The 23660-nt window shown below is 57.8% G+C and carries 20 protein-coding genes; 12 read left to right on the plus strand and 8 right to left on the minus strand.

Annotation, left to right across the window (positions count from 1 at the left end):
• The gene (locus BBB56_RS01190) at positions 1-678 is read left to right on the plus strand and encodes a MarC family NAAT transporter (RefSeq protein WP_123798112.1); all 678 of its coding nucleotides are present in this window, start codon (positions 1-3) and stop codon (positions 676-678) included.
• Between the two features lie 298 nt (positions 679-976).
• On the opposite strand, the gene BBB56_RS01200 is transcribed toward BBB56_RS01190, so the two are convergent.
• The 3 genes from BBB56_RS01200 to BBB56_RS01210 are packed head-to-tail and all read right to left on the minus strand — an operon-like array spanning position 977 to position 4776.
• Positions 977-2239, minus strand: coding sequence for a c-type cytochrome (locus BBB56_RS01200; RefSeq protein ID WP_123798114.1), 1263 nt, complete (start codon positions 2237-2239; stop codon positions 977-979).
• A gap of 4 nt (positions 2240-2243) precedes the next feature.
• Positions 2244-4013 (minus strand): GMC family oxidoreductase, encoded by a 1770-nt coding sequence (locus BBB56_RS01205; RefSeq protein WP_123798115.1) that lies wholly within the window; start codon positions 4011-4013, stop codon positions 2244-2246.
• Positions 4014-4047: 34 nt separating this feature from the next.
• Positions 4048-4776 (minus strand): gluconate 2-dehydrogenase subunit 3 family protein, encoded by a 729-nt coding sequence (locus BBB56_RS01210; RefSeq protein ID WP_123798116.1) that lies wholly within the window; start codon positions 4774-4776, stop codon positions 4048-4050.
• Positions 4777-5357: 581 nt separating this feature from the next.
• Here BBB56_RS01210 and BBB56_RS01215 point away from each other — a divergent pair.
• The 3 genes from BBB56_RS01215 (at position 5358) to BBB56_RS01225 (ending at position 9894) form a co-directional block, all read left to right on the plus strand.
• A complete protein-coding gene (locus BBB56_RS01215) occupies positions 5358-6929 on the plus strand; it encodes an ABC transporter substrate-binding protein (protein WP_123798117.1) in 1572 nt (523 codons plus the stop codon).
• Between the two features lie 140 nt (positions 6930-7069).
• Positions 7070-8572: a helicase HerA-like C-terminal domain-containing protein gene (locus BBB56_RS01220; RefSeq protein WP_123798118.1), complete on the plus strand. Its 1503-nt coding sequence runs from the start codon at positions 7070-7072 to the stop codon at positions 8570-8572.
• A 41-nt stretch (positions 8573-8613) separates the two neighbouring features.
• A complete protein-coding gene (locus BBB56_RS01225; RefSeq protein WP_123798119.1) occupies positions 8614-9894 on the plus strand; it encodes a DUF445 domain-containing protein in 1281 nt (426 codons plus the stop codon).
• A gap of 85 nt (positions 9895-9979) precedes the next feature.
• Here the strand turns inward: BBB56_RS01225 and BBB56_RS01230 are convergent, their stop codons facing one another.
• The 3 genes from BBB56_RS01230 to lptF all read right to left on the minus strand — a co-directional run bounded on the left by BBB56_RS01230 (position 9980) and on the right by lptF (position 13230).
• Positions 9980-10900, minus strand: coding sequence for an Rpn family recombination-promoting nuclease/putative transposase (locus BBB56_RS01230; protein ID WP_123798120.1), 921 nt, complete (start codon positions 10898-10900; stop codon positions 9980-9982).
• Positions 10901-11053: 153 nt separating this feature from the next.
• Positions 11054-12130: an LPS export ABC transporter permease LptG gene (lptG, locus tag BBB56_RS01235; RefSeq protein WP_123798121.1), complete on the minus strand. Its 1077-nt coding sequence runs from the start codon at positions 12128-12130 to the stop codon at positions 11054-11056.
• Positions 12130-13230 carry an LPS export ABC transporter permease LptF gene (lptF, locus tag BBB56_RS01240; RefSeq protein WP_123798122.1) on the minus strand — a complete coding sequence of 367 codons (1101 nt, stop codon included), beginning with the start codon at positions 13228-13230 and terminating at the stop codon, positions 12130-12132. The genes lptG and lptF overlap by 1 nt, the downstream gene beginning before the upstream one ends.
• Positions 13231-13487: 257 nt before the next feature.
• Between lptF and pepA the strand changes: the two genes are divergently transcribed.
• From pepA to BBB56_RS01260, 4 genes are all read left to right on the plus strand, one after another.
• The gene (gene pepA / locus BBB56_RS01245) at positions 13488-14999 is read left to right on the plus strand and encodes a leucyl aminopeptidase (RefSeq protein WP_123798123.1); all 1512 of its coding nucleotides are present in this window, start codon (positions 13488-13490) and stop codon (positions 14997-14999) included.
• Positions 15000-15132: 133 nt separating this feature from the next.
• Positions 15133-15591 carry a DNA polymerase III subunit chi gene (locus BBB56_RS01250; protein WP_081136856.1) on the plus strand — a complete coding sequence of 153 codons (459 nt, stop codon included), beginning with the start codon at positions 15133-15135 and terminating at the stop codon, positions 15589-15591.
• Between the two features lie 5 nt (positions 15592-15596).
• Positions 15597-18452 (plus strand): valine--tRNA ligase, encoded by a 2856-nt coding sequence (locus BBB56_RS01255; RefSeq protein ID WP_123798124.1) that lies wholly within the window; start codon positions 15597-15599, stop codon positions 18450-18452.
• 71 nt (positions 18453-18523) lie between these two features.
• On the plus strand, positions 18524-19030 hold the full coding sequence (locus BBB56_RS01260) for a GNAT family N-acetyltransferase (RefSeq protein WP_123798125.1): 507 nt from the start codon (positions 18524-18526) through the stop codon (positions 19028-19030).
• Between the two features lies 1 nt (position 19031).
• On the opposite strand, the gene miaE is transcribed toward BBB56_RS01260, so the two are convergent.
• Complete coding sequence (gene miaE, locus BBB56_RS01265; protein ID WP_123798126.1) at positions 19032-19793, minus strand: tRNA isopentenyl-2-thiomethyl-A-37 hydroxylase MiaE; 762 nt, start codon at positions 19791-19793, stop codon at positions 19032-19034.
• A 56-nt stretch (positions 19794-19849) separates the two neighbouring features.
• Positions 19850-20278, minus strand: coding sequence for a ribonuclease E inhibitor RraB (gene rraB / locus BBB56_RS01270; protein WP_123798127.1), 429 nt, complete (start codon positions 20276-20278; stop codon positions 19850-19852).
• 163 nt (positions 20279-20441) lie between these two features.
• On the opposite strand from rraB, the gene argF reads away from it, so the two are divergent.
• From argF to ridA, 4 genes are all read left to right on the plus strand, one after another.
• Complete coding sequence (argF, locus tag BBB56_RS01275) at positions 20442-21449, plus strand: ornithine carbamoyltransferase (RefSeq protein WP_123798128.1); 1008 nt, start codon at positions 20442-20444, stop codon at positions 21447-21449.
• A 224-nt stretch (positions 21450-21673) separates the two neighbouring features.
• Positions 21674-22609 carry an aspartate carbamoyltransferase gene (gene pyrB, locus BBB56_RS01280; protein ID WP_123798129.1) on the plus strand — a complete coding sequence of 312 codons (936 nt, stop codon included), beginning with the start codon at positions 21674-21676 and terminating at the stop codon, positions 22607-22609.
• 12 nt (positions 22610-22621) lie between these two features.
• Positions 22622-23086 (plus strand): aspartate carbamoyltransferase regulatory subunit, encoded by a 465-nt coding sequence (pyrI, locus tag BBB56_RS01285; protein ID WP_123798130.1) that lies wholly within the window; start codon positions 22622-22624, stop codon positions 23084-23086.
• Positions 23087-23167: 81 nt separating this feature from the next.
• The gene (gene ridA / locus BBB56_RS01290; RefSeq protein ID WP_123798131.1) at positions 23168-23554 is read left to right on the plus strand and encodes a 2-iminobutanoate/2-iminopropanoate deaminase; all 387 of its coding nucleotides are present in this window, start codon (positions 23168-23170) and stop codon (positions 23552-23554) included.
• Positions 23555-23660 lie beyond the last annotated feature (106 nt).

Here is a 23660-nt window from a genome sequence, read left to right on the forward strand (position 1 = left end):
ATGCAGGCGTTATTAGAAGCCACTGGATTAGGGCTGATCGTGCTGCTGCCGCTCGCTAACCCGCTCACCACCGTTGCGCTCTTCCTGGGGCTGGCGAGCGAGATGAATAGCAGCGAGCGCAACCGCCAGGCGCTTCAGGCCTCTACTTATGTGTTCGCCATCATGATGGTGGCCTGGTACGCGGGCAACGCGGTGCTTAACACCTTCGGCATCTCGATTCCTGGTTTGCGCATCGCGGGCGGCCTGATCGTCGCCTTTATCGGCTTTCGCATGCTGTTTCCCGCCCAGCCGATTGGTCATTCGGTCGAGGCGCAGCATAAGCAGGATGAGCTGGACCGCAGCCATGCGCGTCAGGAGCCGGTCAATATCGCGTTCGTGCCGCTGGCGATGCCGAGTACCGCAGGGCCAGGCACCATCGCGATGATTATCAGCTCGGCGTCCACGGTAAAAAGCGGCGTCACCTTTCCTGCCTGGGTGATCGCCGTCGCCCCGCCGCTGACCTTTCTGATCGTCGCCGTGATCCTGTGGATCGCGCTGCGCAGCTCAGGCAGCATTATGAAACTGGTAGGGAAAAGCGGTATTGAAGCGATTTCGCGCCTGATGGGCTTTTTGCTGGTCTGTATGGGGGTGCAGTTTGTGATTAACGGCGTGCTGGAAGTGGCACATAACTTCCATTAAGGCCGGTGTCGAAAAGCGCACGTCAGGCAGTCAAAATGTTCTGTCAAACGGCTAACAAACTCAAAACGCGGGTGACATGGCCCGAAGAGCAAAGCGTCCCGCGACTGGACAAAAACGCCGGGAGCGTTTTTGAACAACGCGAAGCGTTGGCCCGTTTACGGGCGCACCTCAGGGATGAGGTGCGTAATTGCGCGGGACGAGCGGGCAAGGATGCGTAAAGCGCCTTTGCGATCGGGCCTTGTCACCCGCGTCTGCGCATAACAGCCAACAAAAAAGGGCGCCGCGGCGCCCTTCACTTTTACTTTTCTTCGTGCTTCAGCGACTTCCGCACATCCGCAACCTGATCCTTGCTCACCGCCGGCGCGCTGTTGCTCCAGCCCTGGCGAATAAAGGTGGCAAGCTGCGCCACTTCGTCGTCGCTCAGACGCTTGCCGAAGCCCGGCATCGCCAGCGTTGACGGCGCTTTCTCCGTCGACGGCTGCTGCGCGCCTTCAAGGATGGTATGGATCAAACCGGTCGGATCCTTAGCGTTGACGATCGTCGCCTGATCCAGCTCCGGGAAGATCCCCGGCGCGCCCTTACCGGTGACAAAGTGGCATGCGGCGCAGTTGTCGAGATAGAGACGCTCGCCTTCACTGAGGTTCTTCGCCGCCGTCAGCTTCGCTTCGGTCGCCTGCTGCGCCTGTACGTTATAAGCCTGCAACGGTGGGTTGCCGCCGAGGAACTTCAGGTACGCGGCGACGGCTTTAAGATCGGCATCGGTCATATGCGAGCTGCTGTGTTCGATAACCGATTTCATCTCGCCGCCGACAGCGGCTTTGTCGTTGCGTCCGGTTTGCAGGTAATCAACGATCTCCTGCTCGCTCCAGCGCGGCAGACCACGCAGCGACGGCACGTCCCAGTTATTCAGGCTGCCGCCCGCCAGGAACTTCGCATCGCTGCTGTCTAGCGCTTTCTCGTTCATACCGAGGCCGCGCGGCGTATGACAGCTGCCGCAGTGGCCGAGGCTCTCGACGATGTAGGCGCCGCGGTTGATCTCTTCAGACGCGCCGCCAATCGGCTGGAACGGCTTGTCGCTGGTAAACGCCCAGTTCCAGAAACGCATCCCCCAGCGCTGGCTGAACGGGAAGCTAAGGCTGGTTTCCGGCGGCTGCTCAGCGCTCGGCTTGACGCCTTTCATGAAGTAAACATACAGAGCATGCATATCTTCATCGCTGATTTTGGCGTAATCCGGGTAAGGCATCGCCGGATAGAGGCGCGAGCCATCCGGCAGCACGCCTTTGCGCACCGCGTCAGAGAACTGCTGTTCGCTGTAGTTGCCGATGCCGTGCTCTTTGTCCGGCGTGATATTGGTCGAATAGATGGTGCCGAGATTCGACTCAATCGCCAGGCCGCCGGCGTAGTCCGGCTTGCCAGGAAGCGAGTGGCAGGCCATACAGTCACCGAGGCGCGACAGGTATTCGCCCTTCTTGATCAGCTGGGCCTCATCTTCCGCATGCGCCTGGGTCGCCATGCATCCCAGCAGCACGGCGTTGGCGAGTAACAATGATTTCAGTTTCATATGCTTATGCCTGTACCAGTGGACCGGGGTTTTTCAGATACTGTTCCTTGATCGCCTGCGCCGCCATCAGGGTAATCGCGCCGATGGTGTCGGTCGGGTTCGCCTGGAAGTTCTGCGGGAAAGCGTTGCCGCCCGGTACAAACACGTTATGCACGTCCCAGCTCTGCAAATACTTGTTCAGCGCAGAGGTTTTCGGGTTGTCGCCCATCACCGCGCCGCCCACGTTGTGGGTAGAGACGTATTTGGTCAGGTCGAAGTTGGCGTCCATCGGCAGGAAGCTCATGCTCATGCTGTCCGGATTCAGCTCTTTGCTGATATTGCCAACGATGCCTTTCAGATACTGTTGCAGCTTCAGCTCGTTCTGTTTCCAGTTAAACGTCATGCGCAGCAGCGGCTGTCCGCGGTGGTCGGTGTAGTTCGGATCGAGATCCAGATACACGTCGCGGTACGACTGGCAGGTCGTGGTAATGCTGATCTTCATAGAGTGGCCGTACCACTCTTCCAGACCCTCTTTATAACCCATGCCCCAGCTCGGCGTGCCTTTCGGCAGCGCGGTGCCGATCGGCGTACCGGTGGCCTGAGAGCTGTGGATCTTCGCGCCGCCGAGGAAGCCGAGACCCGGACCGTCGAAGTTGCCTGGAGAGATGTCATTGAACATCTGACCGGTCGCGCCTGCAGTCGCGTAGGGGTTGAAGTTTTTGTCCTTGAAGAACAGAGTCGCGCCGCCGTTCGACAGGAAGGCGTAGTTACGCCCTACCACGCCCTCTTCAGTGATCGGGTTGTACGGCTTGCCGATGCCGGAGAGCAGCATCAGGCGCACGTTATACAGCTGGAAGCTGGAGAGCACGACGATTTTCGCCGGCTGGAATACTTCATTGCCGTCTACGTCGTAGTAAATCACGCCTTTCGCCGTCTTTTTATCGTCGTGCAGCACCACTTTCACGACTTCCGCATGCACTTCGTAAGAGAAGTTCGGCATACGCTTCAGCGCATCCATCACGGCGGTCTGCGGTGACGCTTTGGAGTAGTTCAGGCATGGGTACTTCGAGCAGTAGCCGCAGTAGTTACAGGGCGCGATCTGGTTGCCGTACGGGTTTTTCCACGCGCGCGATACGCAGGCTGACGGGTTGGGGAACGGATGATAGCCCAGCTTCGTCGCCGCTTCTTTAAACATCACGTTGTTCAGCGTGTCATCCAGCGCAGGCAGCGGGTAAGGCTCAGAGCGTGGGCCTTCAAACGGGTCGCCGCCTTCGAGGATCTGACCGCGCAGGTTGCCGGTGTTGCCCGACTGACCGCAAATCAGCTCAAACTTGTAGTAGTACGGCTCGATCTCATCCCAGGTGAACGGGAAGTCCATCACGCGCATATCTTCCTGAAGAATGCCCGGTTTGTAAGCTTCGTCTACATAGGTTTTCAGCTTAAGGTCGGTAGGCGTCGGACGGATCAAAACCGCCGTCCAGTGCATGCCTGCGCCGCCTACGCCGGTACCCGGTGCGAACGCGCCCCATTTACGGGTCGGCAGCGCCGTCTGGGTGGTGTCATAACGGACGGTGACCGCCACCTCTTTCGGCGTGGCGAAAACTTTGTTACGCACGCTATAGGCGTATTCATCAGCCGGTTTCGGATAGGCGAAATCCGGGTAATCACGCTCGCCGCCGCGCTCTAACGCGCGCACTTCGAGACCTGCCAGCGCCAGTTCGATGCTCATCAGCGAGCCGGCCCAGCCGAGGCCGCAAACGACGACGTCGACTTCTTTTTTAGTAATCTGTGCCATGATAATCCTGTCTCAAATACCTGATTCAACGCCGTTAAGCGCGCTCACCCAAAAGGCTGACCGGTCCCAGCGGATAAGGCACGTTGTGCTGCTTCACCCATTCAGTGAAGCTGGCGCGCGCGCCGGGGAAGCCGATGGCGATCCAGGCTTTCATGCCTTTGTTGCCGCCGTACATCGGATCCGCGAGATAACCGTGTTTGGTATCAGAGAGCAGCTGGCTAAAGAACTGTGACGCTTTCATATTAGGTTCGCCCAGCGCGGCGAAATCGATGCCGTTTTTGTTGAGTTTGGTCAACACGTCATCTTTCTCTTCCAGGGTGAGCTGCTGGAACGGCTTGTTGTAGGTGGTCTGTACCCACTGCGTCACCAGCTTGATGGCGGTGTGGTACATCTGCTGCGGGGTAAACGGAATCTGATAGCCGAAAGTGGCGTCAGCATGCACGTTAAACGGACCTTGCAGATAGATTTCATCGCCGAACTCGCTGGTTTGCAGCTGCTGGTCGATGAAAATCGGCACGTTGGTTTCCAGCGCGCCCGGCGCTTTGCCTTTGCCGCCTGCCGGGATCAGGCGATCGGTTGCGGCCAGAATAAACTGCCACTCGTCCGCGCTGAAGAAGCCCGGTTTATAGTCGGCCAGCTCTGGCGCGGCCATTTCAGCTGCCTGCGCCGCAGTCAGCCCTTTTAAAACCAGATCACTTAATGGCAATGCCAGTAAAGACCCGAGCAAAAACTTTCGTCTGGTGGTGGGTTTTTCAAGAAGCATAGCCGCACGACTCTCACTTGCTATAAAAGTAATATATTTGTTAAACACAAATCTTATCGGTTAATAACGCGGCAATATTAGGGATATAGATATTTCTAAATGTAAAAATAGAATTAAAAATGTTTTTTAGTGAAAAATTATCATTGTGTTAGCGGATGGTTGCAGGCAGGTAACAGGCTTTGAAAGCAGAAATTTCGCCTAAAACCCTATAATTGTCGGTGTTTAAGACGAAAAAAGAGGGGGTTAGCGGCTTTTTATTTGCGACGAGTGACAGTTTCATAAAATTATCAATTAAAAAAAATCATACTTCCATACAAGAGAATAATTCTCATCGGCAACCCTATATTTATCTGTTTAGCGCGGCAATAAGAGCACGCCGGAAATGTGATCGTTGCTGAATGAAACTTTATTTCACCGCCGGGCAAAGACAAATTAGATTATTTGCTGATAGCGCGCGGCAGCGGGTTAGCATTGCAGCGGATTCAGACGATTTTTTTATGCAAAGCTCAGAACAAAGCGGCATTTTGACTCGGTGATACTCCGGATACAGTAGGTTTATCAACCACTCAGGATAAACCCCTATGCGTCGCATTTTGCTTTTGATTTTGGGCGCGCTGGCATTCGCGCCCGCAGTACACGCCACTACGCCAAAAGACACGCTGGTGATCGCCGTGCCGCTCGACGGCATTATCAGTTTCGATCCGGCGGAAAGTTTTGAGACGGTCAGCAACAGCATCCAGCGTAATGTTTACCAGACGCTGGCAGAACCCAATAAAGACGATCCGCAAAAACTCTCTCCGCTGCTGGCGCGTAGCTGGCAGCAGGGCGCGACGCCTCACAGCCTGACGTTTAACCTGAATCCCGATGCGCATTTCGTCAGCGGCAATCCCGTGACGGCGCAGGACGTGGTGTTTTCGCTGACGCGTGCGGTGAAGCTCAATAAAGCCCCCTCTTTTATTCTCGGCGAGTTTGGCTGGACGCCTGACAATGTGGATAGTCAGTTTAGGGTGGTGAACGATCACCAGCTGGAGATCCGCTGGCCGGCGCAAATCGGTCAGGATCTGGCGCTGCGCCTGCTGACCGCGCCGGTCGGTTCGATCGTGGACAGTAAAACCGCGCTTCAGCATGCCAGCGGCGGCGACACCGGCAACGGCTGGCTGAAAACCCATTCGGCGGGTAGCGGCGCCTTCACTATCAAACAGTTTGTCCCGCTCCAGGCGCTGGTGCTGGAAGCGAATCCGCACGCCAGCCCGCAGCCGCACCTGAAACGCGTTCTGCTGAAAGGCGTCGCCGATGCCAGCACGCGCCGTCTGCTGGTGCAGCAGGGCGATGTGGACGTCGCCTATCAGCTGGGACCGGACCAGATTGCCGCCCTGAAGAGCGATGCGAATGTGCGCATCGACGCCTTTCCGTCGAGCCTGGTCTACTACCTCGGCTTTAATACCAAAGACGCGAAACAACCCGCGCTTGGCAATCCGGCGCTGTGGCAGGCGGCGCGCTGGCTGGTGGATTACGACAGCATCGCCAACCAGCTGCTTAAAGGTCAGTACCGCATCCATCAGAGCTTTTTACCGGACGGCTTCGACGGCGCGCTAAATACTACCCCGTTCCATTACGACGTGGAAAAGGCAAAAGAGATTCTGAAGCGCGGCGGTATTGCGCCGGGCGCGCATATCGCCCTGACCGTGGTCAATCAGCCGCCCTATATCGACGTGGCGCAGGCACTACAGGCCAGCTTCGCCAAAGCGGATGTGAATCTGGATATTCAGCCGGTGGCGGAATCAGAGCTGTGGAGCAAGATGCGCGGCCGCGATTTCCAGTCCATCTTTATCTACTGGGGCGCAGACTATATCGACCCTAATACTAACGCCAGCGCCTTCGCCTATAACGTGCCGGGCGGTTCGAAAACACTGGCCTGGCGCGTAGGCTGGGATATTCCTGAGCTGAGCGCCGAAACGCGCAAGGCCGCAGGAGAAAGCGATGCGACGCAGCGTCGCGCGATTTACACCCGGTTGCAGACTGAACTCCAGCAAAACTCGCCGTTTGTCACCATCTTGCAGGGCGCGCAGCAGGTCGCGGTACGTAACAACCTCAGCAACGTTAAGCAGGGTATCGGCGTAAGCATGCTGCTACTGGACGAAGTGCAAAAGTAATGCATCTGGCGCGCTGTCAGCCTACAGCGCGCCAACTTCAACAAGGCTTATATCGTCGCGCCGTTTCAGCGCAATCCTCTCACCGATCCCCGCACCGCTTGCTATCCTTGAGGCAAGATCCTTTGCCAGAGAGAGTAAATATGACTGCCCCGCTGCTTATTGCCCAGACGCCCGACGTTAAGCTTCATCTGCTGCCTGCGATGGCCAACCGCCACGGTCTGATTACCGGCGCGACCGGTACAGGTAAAACCGTGACGCTGCAAAAGCTGGCTGAATCCTTCTCGGCTATTGGCGTTCCGGTGTTTATGGCAGACGTAAAAGGCGATCTGACCGGCGTCGCCGCAGAGGGCGAAGGCAGCGAGAAACTGCTGGCGCGCCTGGCGAAAATCGGCGTTACCGACTGGCAGCCGCAGCGTAACCCGGTCGTGCTGTGGGATGTTTTTGGCGAGCAGGGCCATCCGGTGCGCGCCACCGTCTCCGATCTCGGCCCGCTGCTGCTGGCGCGCCAGCTTAATCTCAATGAGGTTCAGAGCGGCGTGCTGCAAATTATCTTTCGCGTCGCTGATGACCAGGGATTACTGCTGCTGGATTTCAAAGATTTACGCGCGATGACGCAGTATATCGGCGATAACGCGAAAAGCTTTCAGACCCAGTACGGCAATATCAACAGCGCCTCGATCGGCGCCATTCAGCGCGGGCTGCTGGCGCTGGAGCAGCAAGGCGCGGAACACTTCTTTGGCGAGCCGATGCTGGATATTCGCGACCTGATGCGCGTCGACAGCGCAGGTAAAGGCGTGATCAATATTCTGGCGGCGAACAGGCTCTGTCAGCAGCCGAAGCTTTACGCCACCAGCCTGCTGTGGCTGCTGTCAGAGCTGTATGAACACCTGCCGGAGGCGGGCGATCTGGCGCAGCCGAAGCTGGTGTTCTTCTTTGACGAGGCGCACCTGCTGTTTAACGATGCGCCGCCGGTGCTGCTGGAGAAAGTTGAACAGGTGATCCGTCTGATTCGCTCCAAAGGCGTTGGCGTCTGGTTTGTTACCCAGAATCCCGCCGACGTGCCCGACAGCGTGCTCGGCCAGCTCGGCAACCGCGTGCAGCACGCGCTGCGCGCCTTTACGCCGAAGGATCAGAAAGCGGTGAAGAGCGCCGCGGAAACCCTGCGCGCCAACCCCGCGATTAATACCGTCGAGGCCATTCAGGCGCTGGGTACCGGCGAAGCGCTGATTTCATTTCTGGATGAAAAAGGCAGCCCGTCCGTGGTTGAGCGCGCTATGGTGATCGCGCCCGGTTCACGTCTGGGACCGGTCAGCCTTGATGAGCGCAACGGCCTGATTAATCACTCGCCGCTGGCAGGGAAATATGATGAGGAGATTGACCGTGAATCCGCCTATGAGAAGCTGCATCAGGGCGTAAAAGGCGCCAGCGAGCAGGCCAGCGCGCCGCAGGCAAAAGGCAATCAGGTCGAGGTCGATAACGGTATTCTCGGCGGGCTGAAAGACGCGCTGTTCGGGCATACCGGTCCACGCGGCGGCAAACATGACGGCATCGTACAGAGCGTGGCGAAAAGCGCCACGCGCCAGATCGCTAACCAGATTATTCGCGGGGTGCTCGGCAACCTGCTGGGCGGGCGTCGTCGCTGAGGTTATTCCCGCAGCGGTTTCGCCTCTGCTAAGCTGTGTAAATGGATAAATTACGCGAACTTAAACGGACAAAACGTCTGGCGCTGGGGCTGCTGCTGCTGGCGGCCGCTACTTTTATCGTCACGCTCTTTCTGCCGCCCGGCTTCTGGGTCAGCGGCGTGAAGGCGATTGCTGAAGCGGCGATGGTCGGCGCGCTGGCTGACTGGTTCGCCGTAGTGGCGCTGTTTCGCCGCGTCCCGGTCCCCTTCGTCTCCCGGCATACGGCGATTATTCCGCGCAATAAAGACCGTATCGGCGATAACCTTGGCCGCTTCGTTCAGGAAAAATTCCTCGATACCGACTCGCTGCTGGCGCTTATTCGCCGTCACGATCCGGCGCAGATGCTGGCGCAGTGGCTTAACGCGCCGGGCAACGCCGATCGCATCGGACGGCATCTGTTGCAGGTGATGCGCGGATTTCTCGACTTCACCGATGACGCGCGTATTCAGGCCTTTATGCGCCGGGCGGTGCATCGCGCCATCGATAAGGTCGATCTTTCGCAGACCAGCGCCGTGCTGCTGGAAAGCCTGACGAAAAACAACCGACATCAGGAGCTGCTGGATGCGGCGGTAGAGCAGCTGCTGCGCCTGCTGCATAAGCCCGCCACGCGCGATTTTATCGCCATGCAAATTGTGCGCTGGCTGAAGCGCGAACACCCGATTAAAGCCAAAATGCTGCCCACCGAATGGCTGGGCGAGCACAGTGCGGAGCTGGTCGCTAACGCGGTGGACTCGGTGCTGGATGACGTGGCCGCCGATCAGGGTCATGAGCTGCGCCTGGGCTTTAATCGCGCGGTCGATCGGCTGATTGACAAGCTAAAGCACGATCCTGAGATGGCCGCGCGCGCCGAAGAGATTAAACGCTGGATAAAAGAAGACGCCTCGCTCAACCGCTATATCGGCGAGCTGTGGAACGATCTGCGCGCCTGGCTAAAAATCGATCTCAACAGCGAGGATTCACGCGTGCAGGAGAAGGTGCGTCAGGCGGCGCTGTGGCTGGGCGAGAACCTGGCGCGCGACGATGCGCTGCGCGCCTCAATGAATCGTCATCTTGAGGATGCCGCGCGCAGCGTCGCGCCGGAGTTCGCCGCTTTTCTCACGCGCCATATCAGCGATACCGTGAAAAGCTGGGACGCACGCGATATGTCACAGCAGATTGAGCTGAATATCGGCAAGGATTTACAGTTTATCCGCATCAACGGCACGCTGGTTGGCGGCACTATCGGGCTGATTCTCTATCTGCTGTCGCAGCTTCCAGCGCTGTTGCCGCTGCTGGCGCGTTAAAACCCCGTAAGGCGACAGACAGAACCCGCTTTATAAGGCGGGTTCTTTTATTATGTTGGCCAGTGTGGGTATCGGCTTCAGAGGGTTAATGGTCGCCGAGGCGATCGAGTTCTTCTTCCGTCAGCCCGGTAGCCTGCAAGATGGTGTCGCGCGGCAGTTGCATTTTCAGCAGGCTGCGTGCGACGTCGAGTTTGCCCTTGAGCTCGCCTTCAAGTATCCCTTCCCGTTTGCCCTTTAGCTCGCCTTCCTGCCTGAGTTGTTCTGCAATCGTCATCAATGGGACCTCCTGTTGCGGCATTCGCTGCGCCAGTTCGCGAACAAAGGCGCTGGCATCTGTGGTTTCGCCTGCCTGAATAATATAGTTTACCAGCGAGAGTGTTTGTGATGAAGATTTGTCCGCCTGCCAGGCTGCTACCAACAGGTCCATTATCTCTGCTAAATCGCGCTGGCGAATATGTTTTTGCAACAGCGTCAGCGCCGCCATACGGCGATGCCGCACGATTTCATCGTCAGGAATAACGGTGACGTCGACCAGCGGAAAAGCCTTGCCGTAAAGGGCGGCGGCCAGCGCCGGGTCGCTGAACCCGTCCAGCCAGCAGGTTGAATATGGATAAGGGCTGCGCTGACCGGCGTAAAACAGCACCGGTATCACCAGCGGCAGCCTCTTATGTCCGGCGTCGAGGTGGCGCTTCATCGCCGCCACCGCGTAGCGCAGCAGCCGAAATGCCATCTGTTTATCCGGCGTCGACTGATGCTCAATCAGCACCTGCACATAGCCGTCGTCGCCGCTGCGGGTTTTCATGCTGTAGAGCACGTCGCTGAAGTAAGGGCGCAGATCATCTTCCACAAAAGAGCCGGAGGCCAGCCTGAGCGTGCTGAGGTCGCAGAGCGCAAGGAGTTGCGGCGGAAGGTGAATTTCCATAAAGTCGCGCGCCACGTCCGGCTGGCTGAGAAGCTGTCGGAAGACGGCGTCGTGCGGGGTCGGCGTACTCTTTTGCTTCTTCATCTTTCCTGGCTCTGAAAAAAACCTGCGCAGAGCCTGGCATAGCTGAGAAAAACAGTCATTAGCGACACCGGTAAAAATACGCTTTTTCAGCGAGTTATAAGAGCGAGGCCGCAAATTGCGGCCTCACTTTTGCTACTGCGTCGCTGCCCGGACTTAGCGCCGCTTAATCAGCAGGAACAAGCTAATGGCGAAGAACGCCGCGCTGGGCAGAATAGCGCCCATAATCGGCGGCAGCCCGTATACCAGGCTGAGCGGACCGAAGATCTGGTCCAGTACGTAGAACAGAAAGCCAAAGCTGATGCCGGTCACCACGCGCACGCCCATCGACACGCTGCGCAGCGGGCCGAAGATAAACGACAGCGCCATCAGCATCATCACCGCCACCGACAGCGGCTGGAAAATCTTGCTCCACATATTGAGTCGATAGCGTCCCGACTCCTGGCCGCTCTGCGTCAGATACTTGCTGTAGTTGTAGAGGCCGCGAATCGACAACGCGTCGGGATCCAGCGCCACCACGCCAAGCTTGTCCGGCGTCAGATTGGTTTTCCATTCGCCGCCGAGGCTTTGCGAACCGCTAATCTGCTTTGGATCGTTCAAGTCGGACTCATCGACCTGCGCCAGATTCCAGCGCTTGTGGTTCTGATCCCAGGTGGCGCTGGCGGCGTAGCGCACGCTTTTCAGGCGACGATCGTCGCTGAAGTTATAGATACTGACGCCGTCGAGCTGGTTATCGCCGCGCACCCGTTCAATGTAGATGAAGTTGTTGCCATCCTTCGCCCACAGGCCGTTCTGCGTGGAGACCAGCGCGCCGCCGTAGAGCTGCGTCGCGCGGTAGTTGCGCGCCATCTGTTCGCCCGCAGGCGCAAGAAACTCGCCGATCGCCATGGTCAGCAGCACCAGCGGAATCGCCGTTTTCATCACTGACAGCGCGACCTGCATGCGGGTAAAGCCCGCCGCCTGCATCACCACCAGCTCGCTGCGCTGCGCCAGCGTGCCAAGCCCCAGCAGCGCGCCAAGCAGCGCCGCCATCGGGAAGAAAATCTCAATATCTTTCGGCACGCTGAGCAGCGTGTAGTAACCGGCGGCAAGCGCGGTGTACGCGCCCTGCCCGGTCTTGCGCAGCTGATCGACGAACTTGATGATGCCAGAGAGCGACACCAGCATGAACAGCGTCAGCATAATGGTATTGAAAATGGTTTTACCGATATAACGGTCGAGAACGCGAAACATCAGACGGAACCTCCGCGACTGAAGCGGGCGCGTACGCGGCGCATCGGCACCGTATCCCACAGGTTAAGCGCTACCGCCAGCAGCAGATAGCTGATGTTGACCACCCACATCCAGATGGCGGGATCCAGCCGTCCTTTCGCCGCATTCGACTTCAGCGAGCTTTGCAGCAGGAAGAAGATCAGATAGAGCAGCATCGCGGGCAGCATTGACAGCACGCGGCCCTGACGCGGATTCACGACGCTAAGGGGCACCACCATCAGCGCCATCACCAGCACCGAGAAGATCAGCGTAAGGCGCCAGTGCAGCTCTGAACGGAACGCCGGGGTATCGTTGCTCAGCAGCGTAGACAGGCTGGACTGCTCGGCGTCATTGGGATCGAGCGTCGCCTCTTTATAGCCCACCAGCGCCTGGTAGTTAGTAAAGTCGGTAATACGGAAATCGCGCAGCATCGCGGTGCCCTCAAATCGCGTGCCCTTATCCAGGGTGACAATCTGAGAACCGTCTTTACGCTGCTCCATATGACCGCTGTCCGCCAGCACCACTGACGGACGCGCATTCCCTTTCGCGCGCAGCTGCGCCAGGAACACGTTACCGAACTGGTTGCCCTTAACGTCTTCGATAAACAGCACCGAGTTGCCGTCGCTGGAGGTCTGGAACTGCCCCGCCGCCAGCGCCGCCGCGCCTGGGTTGGCTTTGGCGTTTTGCGTTACCTCGTCCTGATAACGCGAGGACCAGGGGCCGAGCCAGATAACATTGACCGCCGCCACCAGCGATGTGAGCAGCATCAATATCATTGCCGCCTTCACCAGTACGCTTTTGCCTAAACCGCAGGCGTGCATCACGGTGATTTCGCTGTCGGTATAAAGCTTGCCCAGCGTCATCAGGATGGCCAGAAACAGGCTTAACGGAAGGATAAGTTGTGCCATTTCAGGCACGCCAAGCCCTAACAGAGTCAGAACGAGATTTGTTGGGATTTCGCCGTCCACCGCAGCCCCTAAAATCCGCACTAACTTCTGACAAAAGAAGATAAGCAGCAGGATGAAAAGGATAGCCAGCTGGCTTTTGAGCGTCTCCCGAACCAGATATCTAATGATGATCACGCTTAGTACGCCTGTGATAACTTGTCTTTTTGCAGGAAAATCGCTAGTTTCAACGCTTATTAGCCATTTTTCTTCATCAACGGCCAGTGTCGCAGCTAAAATGGTATGGCAAACGCGTTAGGGTGGTGAAAATTAATGCATTGCCACACTAAACGTAGTTCGAACGCTGATTACCAACAAACTTTTTGCCCATTTGGTAACAAGCGGACCATTCTAGCGACAGCTGCGGCCGTTGTCTTTAAGATTCAGGAGAGTGCATGGAGTTCAGTGTAAAAAGCGGAAGCCCGGAAAAACAGCGCAGCGCCTGCATTGTTGTCGGTGTTTTCGAGCCGCGTCGTCTGTCGCCGATCGCCGAACAGTTAGATAAGATCAGCGACGGCTATATCAGCGCCCTGCTGCGCCGCGGCGAGCTGGAAGGCAAAGTCGGCCAGACGCTGCTGCTGCATCATGTGCCGAATATTCTTTCCGAGCGCATTCTGCTGATTGGCTGCGGCAAAGAGCGTGAGCTGGACGAGCGGCAGTACAAACAGGTCATCCAGAAAACCATCAATACGCTGAACGATACCGGCTCAATGGAGGCAGTCTGCTTCCTCACCGAACTGCATGTAAAAAGCCGCAATACCTACTGGAAAGTGCGTCAGGCGGTCGAAACCTCCAAAGAAACCCTTTATAACTTTGACCAGTTAAAAAGCAATAAGACCGAACCGCGCCGTCCGCTGCGTAAGCTGGTGTTCAACGTCCCCACGCGCCGCGAGCTGACCAGCGGAGAACGCGCCATTCAGCACGGCCTGGCGGTCGCCGCTGGCGTTAAGGCCGCCAAAGATCTGGGCAATATGCCGCCCAATATCTGCAATGCCGCCTACCTTGCCTCACAGGCGCGTCAGCTGGCAGACGCCTACAGCCAGAACATCACCACGCGCGTCATTGGCGAACAGCAGATGAAAGAGCTGGGCATGAACGCCTACCTGGCCGTCGGCGCCGGCTCGCAAAACGAATCCCTGATGTCGGTTATCGAGTACAAAGGCAATCCGGACCCGGAGGCGCGCCCCATTGTGCTGGTAGGCAAAGGATTAACCTTCGATTCCGGCGGCATCTCTATCAAGCCCGCCGAGTCCATGGACGAAATGAAGTACGACATGTGCGGCGCAGCCTCGGTCTACGGCGTGATGCGTATGGTGGCCGAACTGAATCTGCCGCTCAACGTGGTCGGCGTGCTGGCGGGCTGCGAAAATATGCCGGATGGCCGCGCAATGCGTCCGGGCGACGTGCTGACCACCATGTCGGGCCAGACGGTCGAAGTGTTGAACACCGATGCCGAAGGCCGCCTGGTGCTGTGCGATACCCTGACCTACGTCGAACGCTTCGATCCGGAAGTGGTGATTGACGTGGCGACGCTGACCGGCGCCTGCGTGATTGCGCTGGGCCATCACGTCAGCGGCCTGCTGTCGAACCACAATCCGCTGGCGCATGAGCTGATCGGCGCGTCCGAACAGTCCGGCGATCGCGCCTGGCGTCTGCCGATGGCGGATGAGTATCAGGAGCAGCTGGAGTCCAATTTCGCCGATATGGCCAATATCGGCGGCCGTCCCGGCGGCGCCATCACCGCCGCCTGCTTCCTGGCGCGTTTTGCCCGTAAATACAACTGGGCGCACCTGGACATCGCGGGCACCGCCTGGCGCTCCGGTAAAGCCAAAGGCGCAACCGGTCGTCCGGTGCCGATGCTGTCGCAGTTCCTGCTGAACCGCGCCGGCCTTAACGGCGACGATTAACCCGCTGCGCGCCGCCTGACCCGGCGGCGCGCATTGATTTATACCGCTGCCGACGCCATATCCATCTCATCGGGAAGTGCTACCGCACGCCTTAGCTGGTAATATCCTCATCTCTCACCCACAAGGCCTTTCCATGAAAAACGCAACCTTTTACGTAATGGAATCGGACTCGCACAGCGATGAACTGAGCGCCATTGAAGCGCTGGTGTGCGATCTGGCGGAAACGCGCTGGCGGGCGGGCAAACGTATTTTGATCGCCTGTGAAAATGAGCAGCAGGCCATTCGTCTCGACGAGGCGCTCTGGCAGCGTCCGGCTAACGCTTTTGTGCCGCACAATCTGGCAGGCGAAGGCCCGCGCTACGGCGCGCCGGTCGAGCTGGCCTGGCCGCAGCGTCGCGGCAGCTCGCCGCGTGACTTGCTGATCAGCCTGCTGCCGCAGTTTGCAGATTTTGCTACTGCTTTCCATGAAGTGATAGACTTCGTACCCTACGAAGAGTCTCAGAAACAGCTGGCGCGCGACCGCTATAAAGCGTACCGCAGCGTTGGTTTCCAATTGAATACGGCCACGCCGCCGCAGCCGCAAACGACATAGCAGAAATGGAAAAAACATATAACCCGCAAGACATCGAGCAGCCGCTTTACGAGCACTGGGAAGAGCAAGGCTATTTCAAGCCTAACGGCGATACCAGCCAGGAAAGCTTCTGCATCATGATCCCGCCGCCGAACGTCACCGGCAGCCTGCATATGGGTCATGCCTTCCAGCAGACCATTATGGACACCATGATCCGCTACCAGCGCATGCAGGGTAAAAATACGCTTTGGCAGGCAGGGACTGACCATGCAGGCATCGCGACCCAGATGGTTGTTGAGCGCAAGATTGCCGCTGAAGAGGGCAAAACGCGTCAGGATTACGGCCGCGACGCCTTTATCGATAAAATCTGGCAGTGGAAAGCCGAATCCGGCGGCACCATTACCCGTCAGATGCGTCGTCTCGGCAACTCCGTGGACTGGGAGCGCGAGCGCTTCACCATGGATGAAGGTCTCTCCAACGCGGTAAAAGAGGTCTTTGTTCGCCTCTATAAAGAGAATCTGATCTACCGCGGCAAACGCCTGGTGAACTGGGATCCCAAGCTGCGCACCGCTATTTCCGATCTCGAAGTGGAAAACCGCGAGAGCAAAGGCTCTATGTGGCATATCCGCTATCCGCTGGCGGACGGCGTGAAAACCGCCGAAGGCAAAGATTATCTGGTGGTGGCGACCACCCGTCCGGAAACCCTGCTGGGCGATACCGGCGTCGCGGTTAACCCGGAAGATCCGCGCTACAAAGACCTGATCGGCAAAGAGGTGATCCTGCCGCTGGTAAACCGCCGCATTCCCATCGTCGGCGACGAGCACGCCGATATGGAGAAAGGCACCGGCTGCGTGAAAATCACGCCGGCGCACGATTTCAACGACTATGAAGTCGGTCGTCGCCACAAGCTGCCGATGATCAATATCCTGACCTTTGACGGCGACATCCGCGAGCGCGCTCAGGTATACGACACCAATGGCGAAGTCAGCGACGCCTGCTCGGATGAAATCCCGGCGCAGTTCCAGCAAATGGAACGTTTTGCCGCGCGTAAAGCCATTGTGGCCGCGGTGGACGAGCTGGGCCTGCTGGATGAGATCAAACCGCATGACCTGACCGTGCCTTATGGCGATCGCGGCGGCGTGGTGATCGAACCGATGCTGACCGATCAGTGGTACGTGCGCACCGCGCCGCTGGCGAAAGTCGCGGTTGAAGCGGTCGAGAACGGCGACATCCAGTTTGTGCCTAAGCAGTATGAAAACATGTACTTCTCCTGGATGCGCGATATTCAGGACTGGTGTATCTCACGTCAGCTGTGGTGGGGCCACCGTATTCCGGCATGGTATGACAACGACGGCAACGTCTACGTTGGCCGCACCGAAGAAGAGGTGCGCAGCGAGAACAACCTGAGCGCAGAGGTCGCGCTACGTCAGGATGACGACGTGCTCGATACCTGGTTCTCCTCTGGTCTGTGGACCTTCTCTACTCTCGGCTGGCCGGAAAACACCGAAGCGCTGCGCACCTTCCACCCGACCAGCGTGCTGGTGAGCGGCTTCGACATTATCTTCTTCTGGATTGCCCGCATGATCATGCTGACCATGCACTTCATCAAAGATGAGAACGGCAAGCCGCAGGTGCCGTTCAAGACCGTCTATATGACCGGTCTGATCCGTGATGAAGAAGGTCAGAAAATGTCGAAATCCAAGGGCAACGTCATTGACCCGCTGGATATGGTTGACGGCATCTCGCTGGCGGATCTGCTGGAGAAACGCACCGGCAATATGATGCAGCCGCAGCTGGCGGAGAAGATCCGCAAGCGCACCGAGAAGCAGTTCCCGAACGGTATCGAACCCTCAGGCACCGATGCGCTGCGCTTTACCCTGGCCGCGCTGGCGTCAACCGGTCGCGACATCAACTGGGATATGAAGCGTCTTGAAGGCTATCGCAACTTCTGTAACAAGCTGTGGAACGCCAGCCGCTTTGTGTTGATGAACACTGAAGATCAGGATTGCGGTCAGAACGGCGGCGAAATGACGCTGTCGCTGGCGGATCGCTGGATCCTCGCCGAGTTCAACAATACGGTGAAGGCGTATCGTGACGCGCTGGACAGCTATCGTTTCGACATCGCGGCCAACCTGCTGTATGACTTCACCTGGAACCAGTTCTGCGACTGGTATCTGGAGCTGACCAAGCCGGTCATGAACAGCGGCAGCGAAGCGGAACTGCGCGGCACGCGCAACACCCTGGTAACGGTACTGGAAGCCCTGCTGCGCCTCGCCCACCCGATTATTCCGTTTATCACCGAGACCATCTGGCAGCGTGTGAAAGTGCTGAAAAACATCAGCGACGACACCATTATGCTGCAACCCTTCCCGCAGTTCGACGCGGCGAAAGAAGATGCGGAAGCGATGGCGGACATCGAGTGGATGAAGCAGGCGATCGTCGCGGTGCGTAATATCCGCGCCGAGATGAATATCGCCCTGAGCAAGCCGCTGGATGTGCTGCTGCGCGACTGCTCCCCGGCGGCCCTGCGCCGCGTCGAGCAGAACCGCAACTTCCTGTCGCGCCTGGCGCGTCTTGAGAGCCTGACCGTACTGCCTGCTGGCGAAAAAGGTCCGGTTTCCGTGACGAAAATCGTTGAGGGCGCGGAGCTGCTGATCCCGATGGCGGGCCTGGTGGACAAGGCCGCGGAGCTGGAGCGCCTGGCGAAAGAGCTGGGTAAACTTGACGTTGAGATCGAGAAGATTCAGGTCAAGCTGGCGAACGAAGGTTTTGTGGCGCGCGCGCCGGAAGCGGTGGTCGCGAAAGAACGCGAGCGCGTAGCCGAGCTGGAACAGTCGAAAGCAAAACTGATTGAACAGCAGGCCGTGATTGCGGCATTGTAAGCATCTGAGTCTGACAGCTTAAAAACCAAAGCCGGGCTTGCCCGGCTTTATTATTTTAACCGGAAAAGATTATGACGACTTCAGCATTGCGGCTGGCGCTTCAGCTGCGCCCCATCAGCGCCGCCGACAATCCCCACATCGCGCAGGTGATCCGCACCGTCTCGGCAGAGTTCGGCCTGACGGCGGACAAGGGCTATACCGTCGCCGATCCGCAGCTCGACAATTTATATGAACTCTACCGCGCCGAGCACAGCGCCTACTGGGTTGTGGAGCATCAGGGGAAGGTGATGGGCGGCGGCGGCATCGCCCCGCTCGCCTGTAGCGCGCCGGATATTTGCGAGCTGCAAAAGATGTATTTTCTGCCGGACGTGCGCGGCTTCGGCGTGGCGCGTGAGCTGGCGCTGCGCGCGATGGCGCATGCGCGTCAGCGCGGTTTCCGCCGCTGTTATCTGGAAACCACCGGCAGCCTGACGCGCGCCATCAAACTCTACGAGTCGCTCGGCTTTGAGCGCATCGACAATGCGCTCGGCTGCACCGGCCACGGCGACTGCGAATACCGCATGCTGAAAACGCTGTAAATCAGAATGCCGGAACGCCGCTGTGGAAACGCAGCTCCTTATCCGGCTCGCTAATCAGCTTCGCCTCCGCTTCGCCAATCGCCCGCACGCGCGGCGTAATATCTTTCGGCGATATGTGCGCCGCCAGGGTTAAATAGTCCTGATAGTGGCGCGCTTCCGAACGCAGCAGCGAGATATAGAACTTCTCCAGCTCCGCATCAAGGTAAGGCGCAAGGCTGGCAAAGCGCTCGCAGGAGCGCGCCTCGATATAGGCGCCGCAAATCAGCTTATCCACCAGCGTGTCCGGCTCGTGCGTGGTGATCTCTCGCAGCAGCCCTTTCGCGTAGCGGCTCGAGGTAATCTTGCTATAGGGCAAGCCGCGCGCCTGCATAATCTCCCAGACCTGATAAAAGTGATGCAGCTCTTCTTTGATCAGCAGCACCATCTTTTCGACCAGATCGTCCGCCCAAGGCAGTTCGTTGCGCACAATAATGCTTTTGGTCAGGTTTTTATGGGCGTGAATAAACTGGCTGTCGGCATGCTCGCGGAAGATGAAATCTTCATAAGGCTTCAGCCAGGCGAGAATGGCCTCGCCGCTCGGCTTGTCGGCGACATATTTACGGATAAGCCAGGTCGCCGTCTGCGCGGCTTTCAGCTCGCAGACCAGATGGTCGGTCAGCAGCAGCGTCAGGTTTTCCGGTTTGCTCGCCTCATCAATCCAGGCTTGCGGGGTGCGGCAGAGTAAAAACTGATGGATAGGTTCAAGCAGCGGTGCGTAGTTCATGTCGGTTCAGAAAGCAGAAGAGCAACAAGGCGGAGCGCGCGGCTCCGCCAGCACAATCAGTGGCGAACGCCAGTATCTTCGTCGTCGTCGATGACATCGCCGTCATCGTCGTCGTCTTCATCTTCGGCGTCTGGATCTTCAAAGTAAGTGCCCCAGCCGTCATAGTCGACGTTGTATTTACCCACCAGATTAACCAGCTGCTCGACCTGCGCATCGATCAGCTCTGGCTTAAGCGCCGACTCGCTGAGAATATCGACGCACATCACCGTGGTGCCATCCTCCAGCTCCAGCTCTTCCGGTTCGGTAACCTCGTAGCCCAGCTTGAACGCGTCGACAGCCGCTTTTTCCAGTGAATCGAAGTTGTTGCAGGAGAGATGATGCTCAATGGTATAGAGCGCATCCGGATCGCTACCGTCTTCCAGTAGTTCGTCAATGATCAGGCGTGTCTCTTCACGCTGCTCTTCCAGCAATGCTTCATATGCCATGACGATTTCCCCTCAGTATTTGGCAATAAATAAGTATTTTCCCACACTGCCCGGCGCGCCACTACTCAAAACGGAAAGTTTCTTGTCGCCGGGGTTGAAAATGAATATTCATACGTTTAAATTGAATTTTCATTCAACCGGAATGGACGCACTGGAGCCTGTTATGAGTCAGCTTTTTCAACGCCACTTCCTTCGGCTGCTGGATTTCACCCCAGCCGACATCGCTTTTCTGCTTGACCTCGCCGCTGAATTAAAACGCGATAAAAAAAACGGTAGCGAAACGCCGCGCCTGAAAGGCAAAAATATTGCGCTCATCTTCGAAAAAGACTCGACCCGCACCCGATGCTCTTTCGAAGTTGCCGCATACGATCAGGGCGCTAACGTCACCTATCTTGGCCCAAGCGGCAGCCAGATTGGTCATAAAGAGTCGATGAAGGATACCGCCCGCGTGCTGGGCCGCATGTATGACGGCATCCAGTATCGCGGCTACGGCCAGCCGCTGGTGGAAACCCTGGCGGAATTTGCTGGCGTGCCGGTGTGGAACGGGCTGACCACCGAGTTTCATCCCACTCAGCTACTGGCCGATCTGCTCACCATGCAGGAGCACCTGCCGGGCAAGGCGCTGAACGAAATGACGCTGGTGTACGTCGGCGACGCGCGCAATAACATGGGCAACAGTATGCTGGAAGCGGCGGCGGTGACGGGTCTGGATCTGCGCCTGGTGGCGCCGAAAGGCTGCTGGCCGGAACCGCAGCTGGTGGAGGCGTGTCGTCTGGCGGCGCAGAAAACCGGCGGCAAGATTACCCTGACCGAAGAGATTGAAGAAGGCGTTAAGGGCGCGGACTTTATCTACACCGACGTCTGGGTTTCCATGGGCGAAGACAAAAAAGTGTGGGAAGAGCGCATCGCGCTGCTGCGCGACTATCAGGTGAATCAGGAGATGTTGCAGCTCACCGGCAACCCGCAGGTAAAATTCCTGCACTGCCTGCCCGCCTTTCATGACGATCAGACCACGCTGGGCCGTCAGATGGCCGAACAGTACGGTCTGCGCGACGGGATGGAAGTCAGCAACGCGGTATTTGAATCTGAGCACAGCATCGTCTTTGATCAGGCGGAAAACCGCATGCACACCATAAAAGCGGTCATGGTGGCGACGCTCAGCAAAGGCTAACGCGCCGCAAACGTTTTCCCTTGATGCAAATGGCCGGACGCGTATAATGCGCCCCAGTTTGCCGGGAGGAAGCATGCAACAGCGCACCCTACACATTGACGCCACGTCACGCCTGACCGCAGGCGGCGCGCCTGTTTTTTTCCGTTATCAACCCGATCCTAAAAAAGCCCCTTTAATCCGGGGCTTTTTTTTGTCCGCAATTCGGCAGCGCAGAGAGGCGATCTATGGCTAACCCGTTATATCGTAAGCACATTATCTCTATTAACGATCTCAGCCGCGACGAGCTGGAACAGGTGCTGCACACCGCCGCCCGGCTTAAAGCGCATCCACAGCCTGAGCTGCTGAAGCATAAGGTGATCGCCAGCTGCTTCTTTGAGGCCTCAACGCGCACGCGCCTGTCGTTCGAAACGGCGATCCATCGGCTGGGAGCCTCGGTGGTGGGCTTCGCTGACGGCAGCAACACCTCGCTCGGCAAAAAGGGCGAAACCCTGGCGGACACCATTTCCGTGATCGGCACCTACGTCGATGCCATCGTGATGCGCCATCCGCAGGAGGGCGCGGCGCGGCTCGCCACTGAGTTTTCCGGCGGCGTGCCGATCCTCAACGCAGGCGACGGCGCGAACCAGCACCCGACGCAGACGCTGCTCGATCTCTTTACCATCCGCGAAACGCAAAGCCGTCTGGATAATCTGAGCATCGCCATGGTCGGCGATCTGAAATATGGCCGCACCGTGCACTCTCTGACGCAGGCGCTGGCGAAGTTCGACGGCAATCGCTTTTACTTTATCGCGCCCGATGCGCTGGCGATGCCGGCTTATATCACCGACACGCTGGACGAGCGCGGCATTGTCTGGTCGCGCCACGACAGCATTGATGAAGTGATCCCGCACGCCGACATTATCTATATGACGCGCGTGCAGAAAGAGCGGCTCGATCCGTCAGAATACGCCAACGTGAAAGCGCAGTTTATTCTGCGCGCCGCAGACCTGGCCAACGCGCGCGATAATATGAAAGTGCTGCACCCGCTGCCCCGCGTTGACGAAATCGCCACCGATGTGGATAACACGCCTTACGCCTGGTATTTCCAGCAGGCCGGCAATGGTATCTTCGCGCGTCAGGCTCTGCTGGCGCTGGTCCTCAATAGCGAACTGGATCTGTAAGGAGCAATCGCCATGACGCATGACAACAAATTACAGGTAGAAGCGATTAAGCGCGGCACGGTTATCGACCACATTCCGGCGCAGGTTGGGTTTAAGCTGCTGTCGCTGTTTCGCCTGACCGAAACCGATCAGCGCATTACCATTGGGCTTAACCTGCCCTCTGGCGAGATGGGCCGCAAGGATTTGATCAAAATCGAAAACACCTTTCTTACTGAGGATCAGATCAATCAGCTGGCGGTTTACGCGCCGCATGCCACGGTGAACCGCATCGACGATTACGAGGTGGTGGCCAAGATCGCGCCCGCGCTGCCGGATCGTATTGAGCGCGTGCTGACCTGTCCTAACGGCAACTGCATCAGCCGCAGCGAGCCGGTTTTCTCCAGCTTTGCGGTGAAAAAACGCGGCGATGAGGTGCTGCTGACCTGCAAATATTGCGAGAAGGCCTTCGCGCATCACGTTGTGCTCGGTCACTGGTAATCGCCTCCTCCCTCCCTATAATGGGGCAATATTTCTCACCAGCGGCGCGCTGTGCCGCTGCGTCACTTTTAAGGAGCAGGTATGTCTCGCGAAATCAGTACGGAAAAAGCCCCAGCGGCGATCGGTCCCTATGTGCAGGGCGTGGATCTGGGCAGCATGATCATCACTTCGGGTCAGATCCCGGTCGATCCGGTGACCGGCGCCGTCGCGGAAGAGATCGCCGCTCAGGCGCGTCAGTCGCTGGAAAATGTGAAAGCCATTGTCGAGGCGGCAGGATTGCAGGTAGGCGACATTGTAAAAACAACGGTCTTCGTGAAAGACCTCAATGATTTCGCTACCGTTAATGCGACTTATGAAGCCTTTTTTACCGAGCACAACGCCAGTTTCCCGGCGCGCTCTTGCGTAGAAGTGGCGCGTTTGCCCAAAGACGTGAAGATTGAAATCGAAGCGATCGCGCTGCGTCGCTGATACCCTTGCGCGCGCTGCCGCACGGCGCGCGCATGCGATTCCCCTCCCTGTTCCCTTTTGCGCCGACACCCTTCTCTTCTTTGTTTCAGGTCAACTTCGCTGCGAT

This window comes from Candidatus Pantoea deserta, from assembly GCF_003813865.1.
Taxonomy (GTDB): Bacteria; Pseudomonadota; Gammaproteobacteria; order Enterobacterales; family Enterobacteriaceae; genus Pantoea; species Pantoea deserta.

Bases quoted from the DNA above. Each gene is read 5' to 3' on its own strand.
- BBB56_RS01190 (WP_123798112.1), top strand. From the start codon at position 1: ATGCAGGCGTTATTAGAAGCCACTGGATTAGGGCTGATCGTGCTGCTG.
- BBB56_RS01200 (WP_123798114.1), bottom strand. From the start codon at position 2,239: ATGAAACTGAAATCATTGTTACTCGCCAACGCCGTGCTGCTGGGATGC.
- BBB56_RS01205 (WP_123798115.1), bottom strand. From the start codon at position 4,013: ATGGCACAGATTACTAAAAAAGAAGTCGACGTCGTCGTTTGCGGCCTC.
- BBB56_RS01210 (WP_123798116.1), bottom strand. From the start codon at position 4,776: ATGCTTCTTGAAAAACCCACCACCAGACGAAAGTTTTTGCTCGGGTCT.
- BBB56_RS01215 (WP_123798117.1), top strand. From the start codon at position 5,358: ATGCGTCGCATTTTGCTTTTGATTTTGGGCGCGCTGGCATTCGCGCCC.
- BBB56_RS01220 (WP_123798118.1), top strand. From the start codon at position 7,070: ATGACTGCCCCGCTGCTTATTGCCCAGACGCCCGACGTTAAGCTTCAT.
- BBB56_RS01225 (WP_123798119.1), top strand. From the start codon at position 8,614: ATGGATAAATTACGCGAACTTAAACGGACAAAACGTCTGGCGCTGGGG.
- BBB56_RS01230 (WP_123798120.1), bottom strand. From the start codon at position 10,900: ATGAAGAAGCAAAAGAGTACGCCGACCCCGCACGACGCCGTCTTCCGA.
- lptG (WP_123798121.1), bottom strand. From the start codon at position 12,130: ATGTTTCGCGTTCTCGACCGTTATATCGGTAAAACCATTTTCAATACC.
- pepA (WP_123798123.1), top strand. From the start codon at position 13,488: ATGGAGTTCAGTGTAAAAAGCGGAAGCCCGGAAAAACAGCGCAGCGCC.
- BBB56_RS01250 (WP_081136856.1), top strand. From the start codon at position 15,133: ATGAAAAACGCAACCTTTTACGTAATGGAATCGGACTCGCACAGCGAT.
- BBB56_RS01255 (WP_123798124.1), top strand. From the start codon at position 15,597: ATGGAAAAAACATATAACCCGCAAGACATCGAGCAGCCGCTTTACGAG.
- BBB56_RS01260 (WP_123798125.1), top strand. From the start codon at position 18,524: ATGACGACTTCAGCATTGCGGCTGGCGCTTCAGCTGCGCCCCATCAGC.
- miaE (WP_123798126.1), bottom strand. From the start codon at position 19,793: ATGAACTACGCACCGCTGCTTGAACCTATCCATCAGTTTTTACTCTGC.
- rraB (WP_123798127.1), bottom strand. From the start codon at position 20,278: ATGGCATATGAAGCATTGCTGGAAGAGCAGCGTGAAGAGACACGCCTG.
- argF (WP_123798128.1), top strand. From the start codon at position 20,442: ATGAGTCAGCTTTTTCAACGCCACTTCCTTCGGCTGCTGGATTTCACC.
- pyrB (WP_123798129.1), top strand. From the start codon at position 21,674: ATGGCTAACCCGTTATATCGTAAGCACATTATCTCTATTAACGATCTC.
- pyrI (WP_123798130.1), top strand. From the start codon at position 22,622: ATGACGCATGACAACAAATTACAGGTAGAAGCGATTAAGCGCGGCACG.
- ridA (WP_123798131.1), top strand. From the start codon at position 23,168: ATGTCTCGCGAAATCAGTACGGAAAAAGCCCCAGCGGCGATCGGTCCC.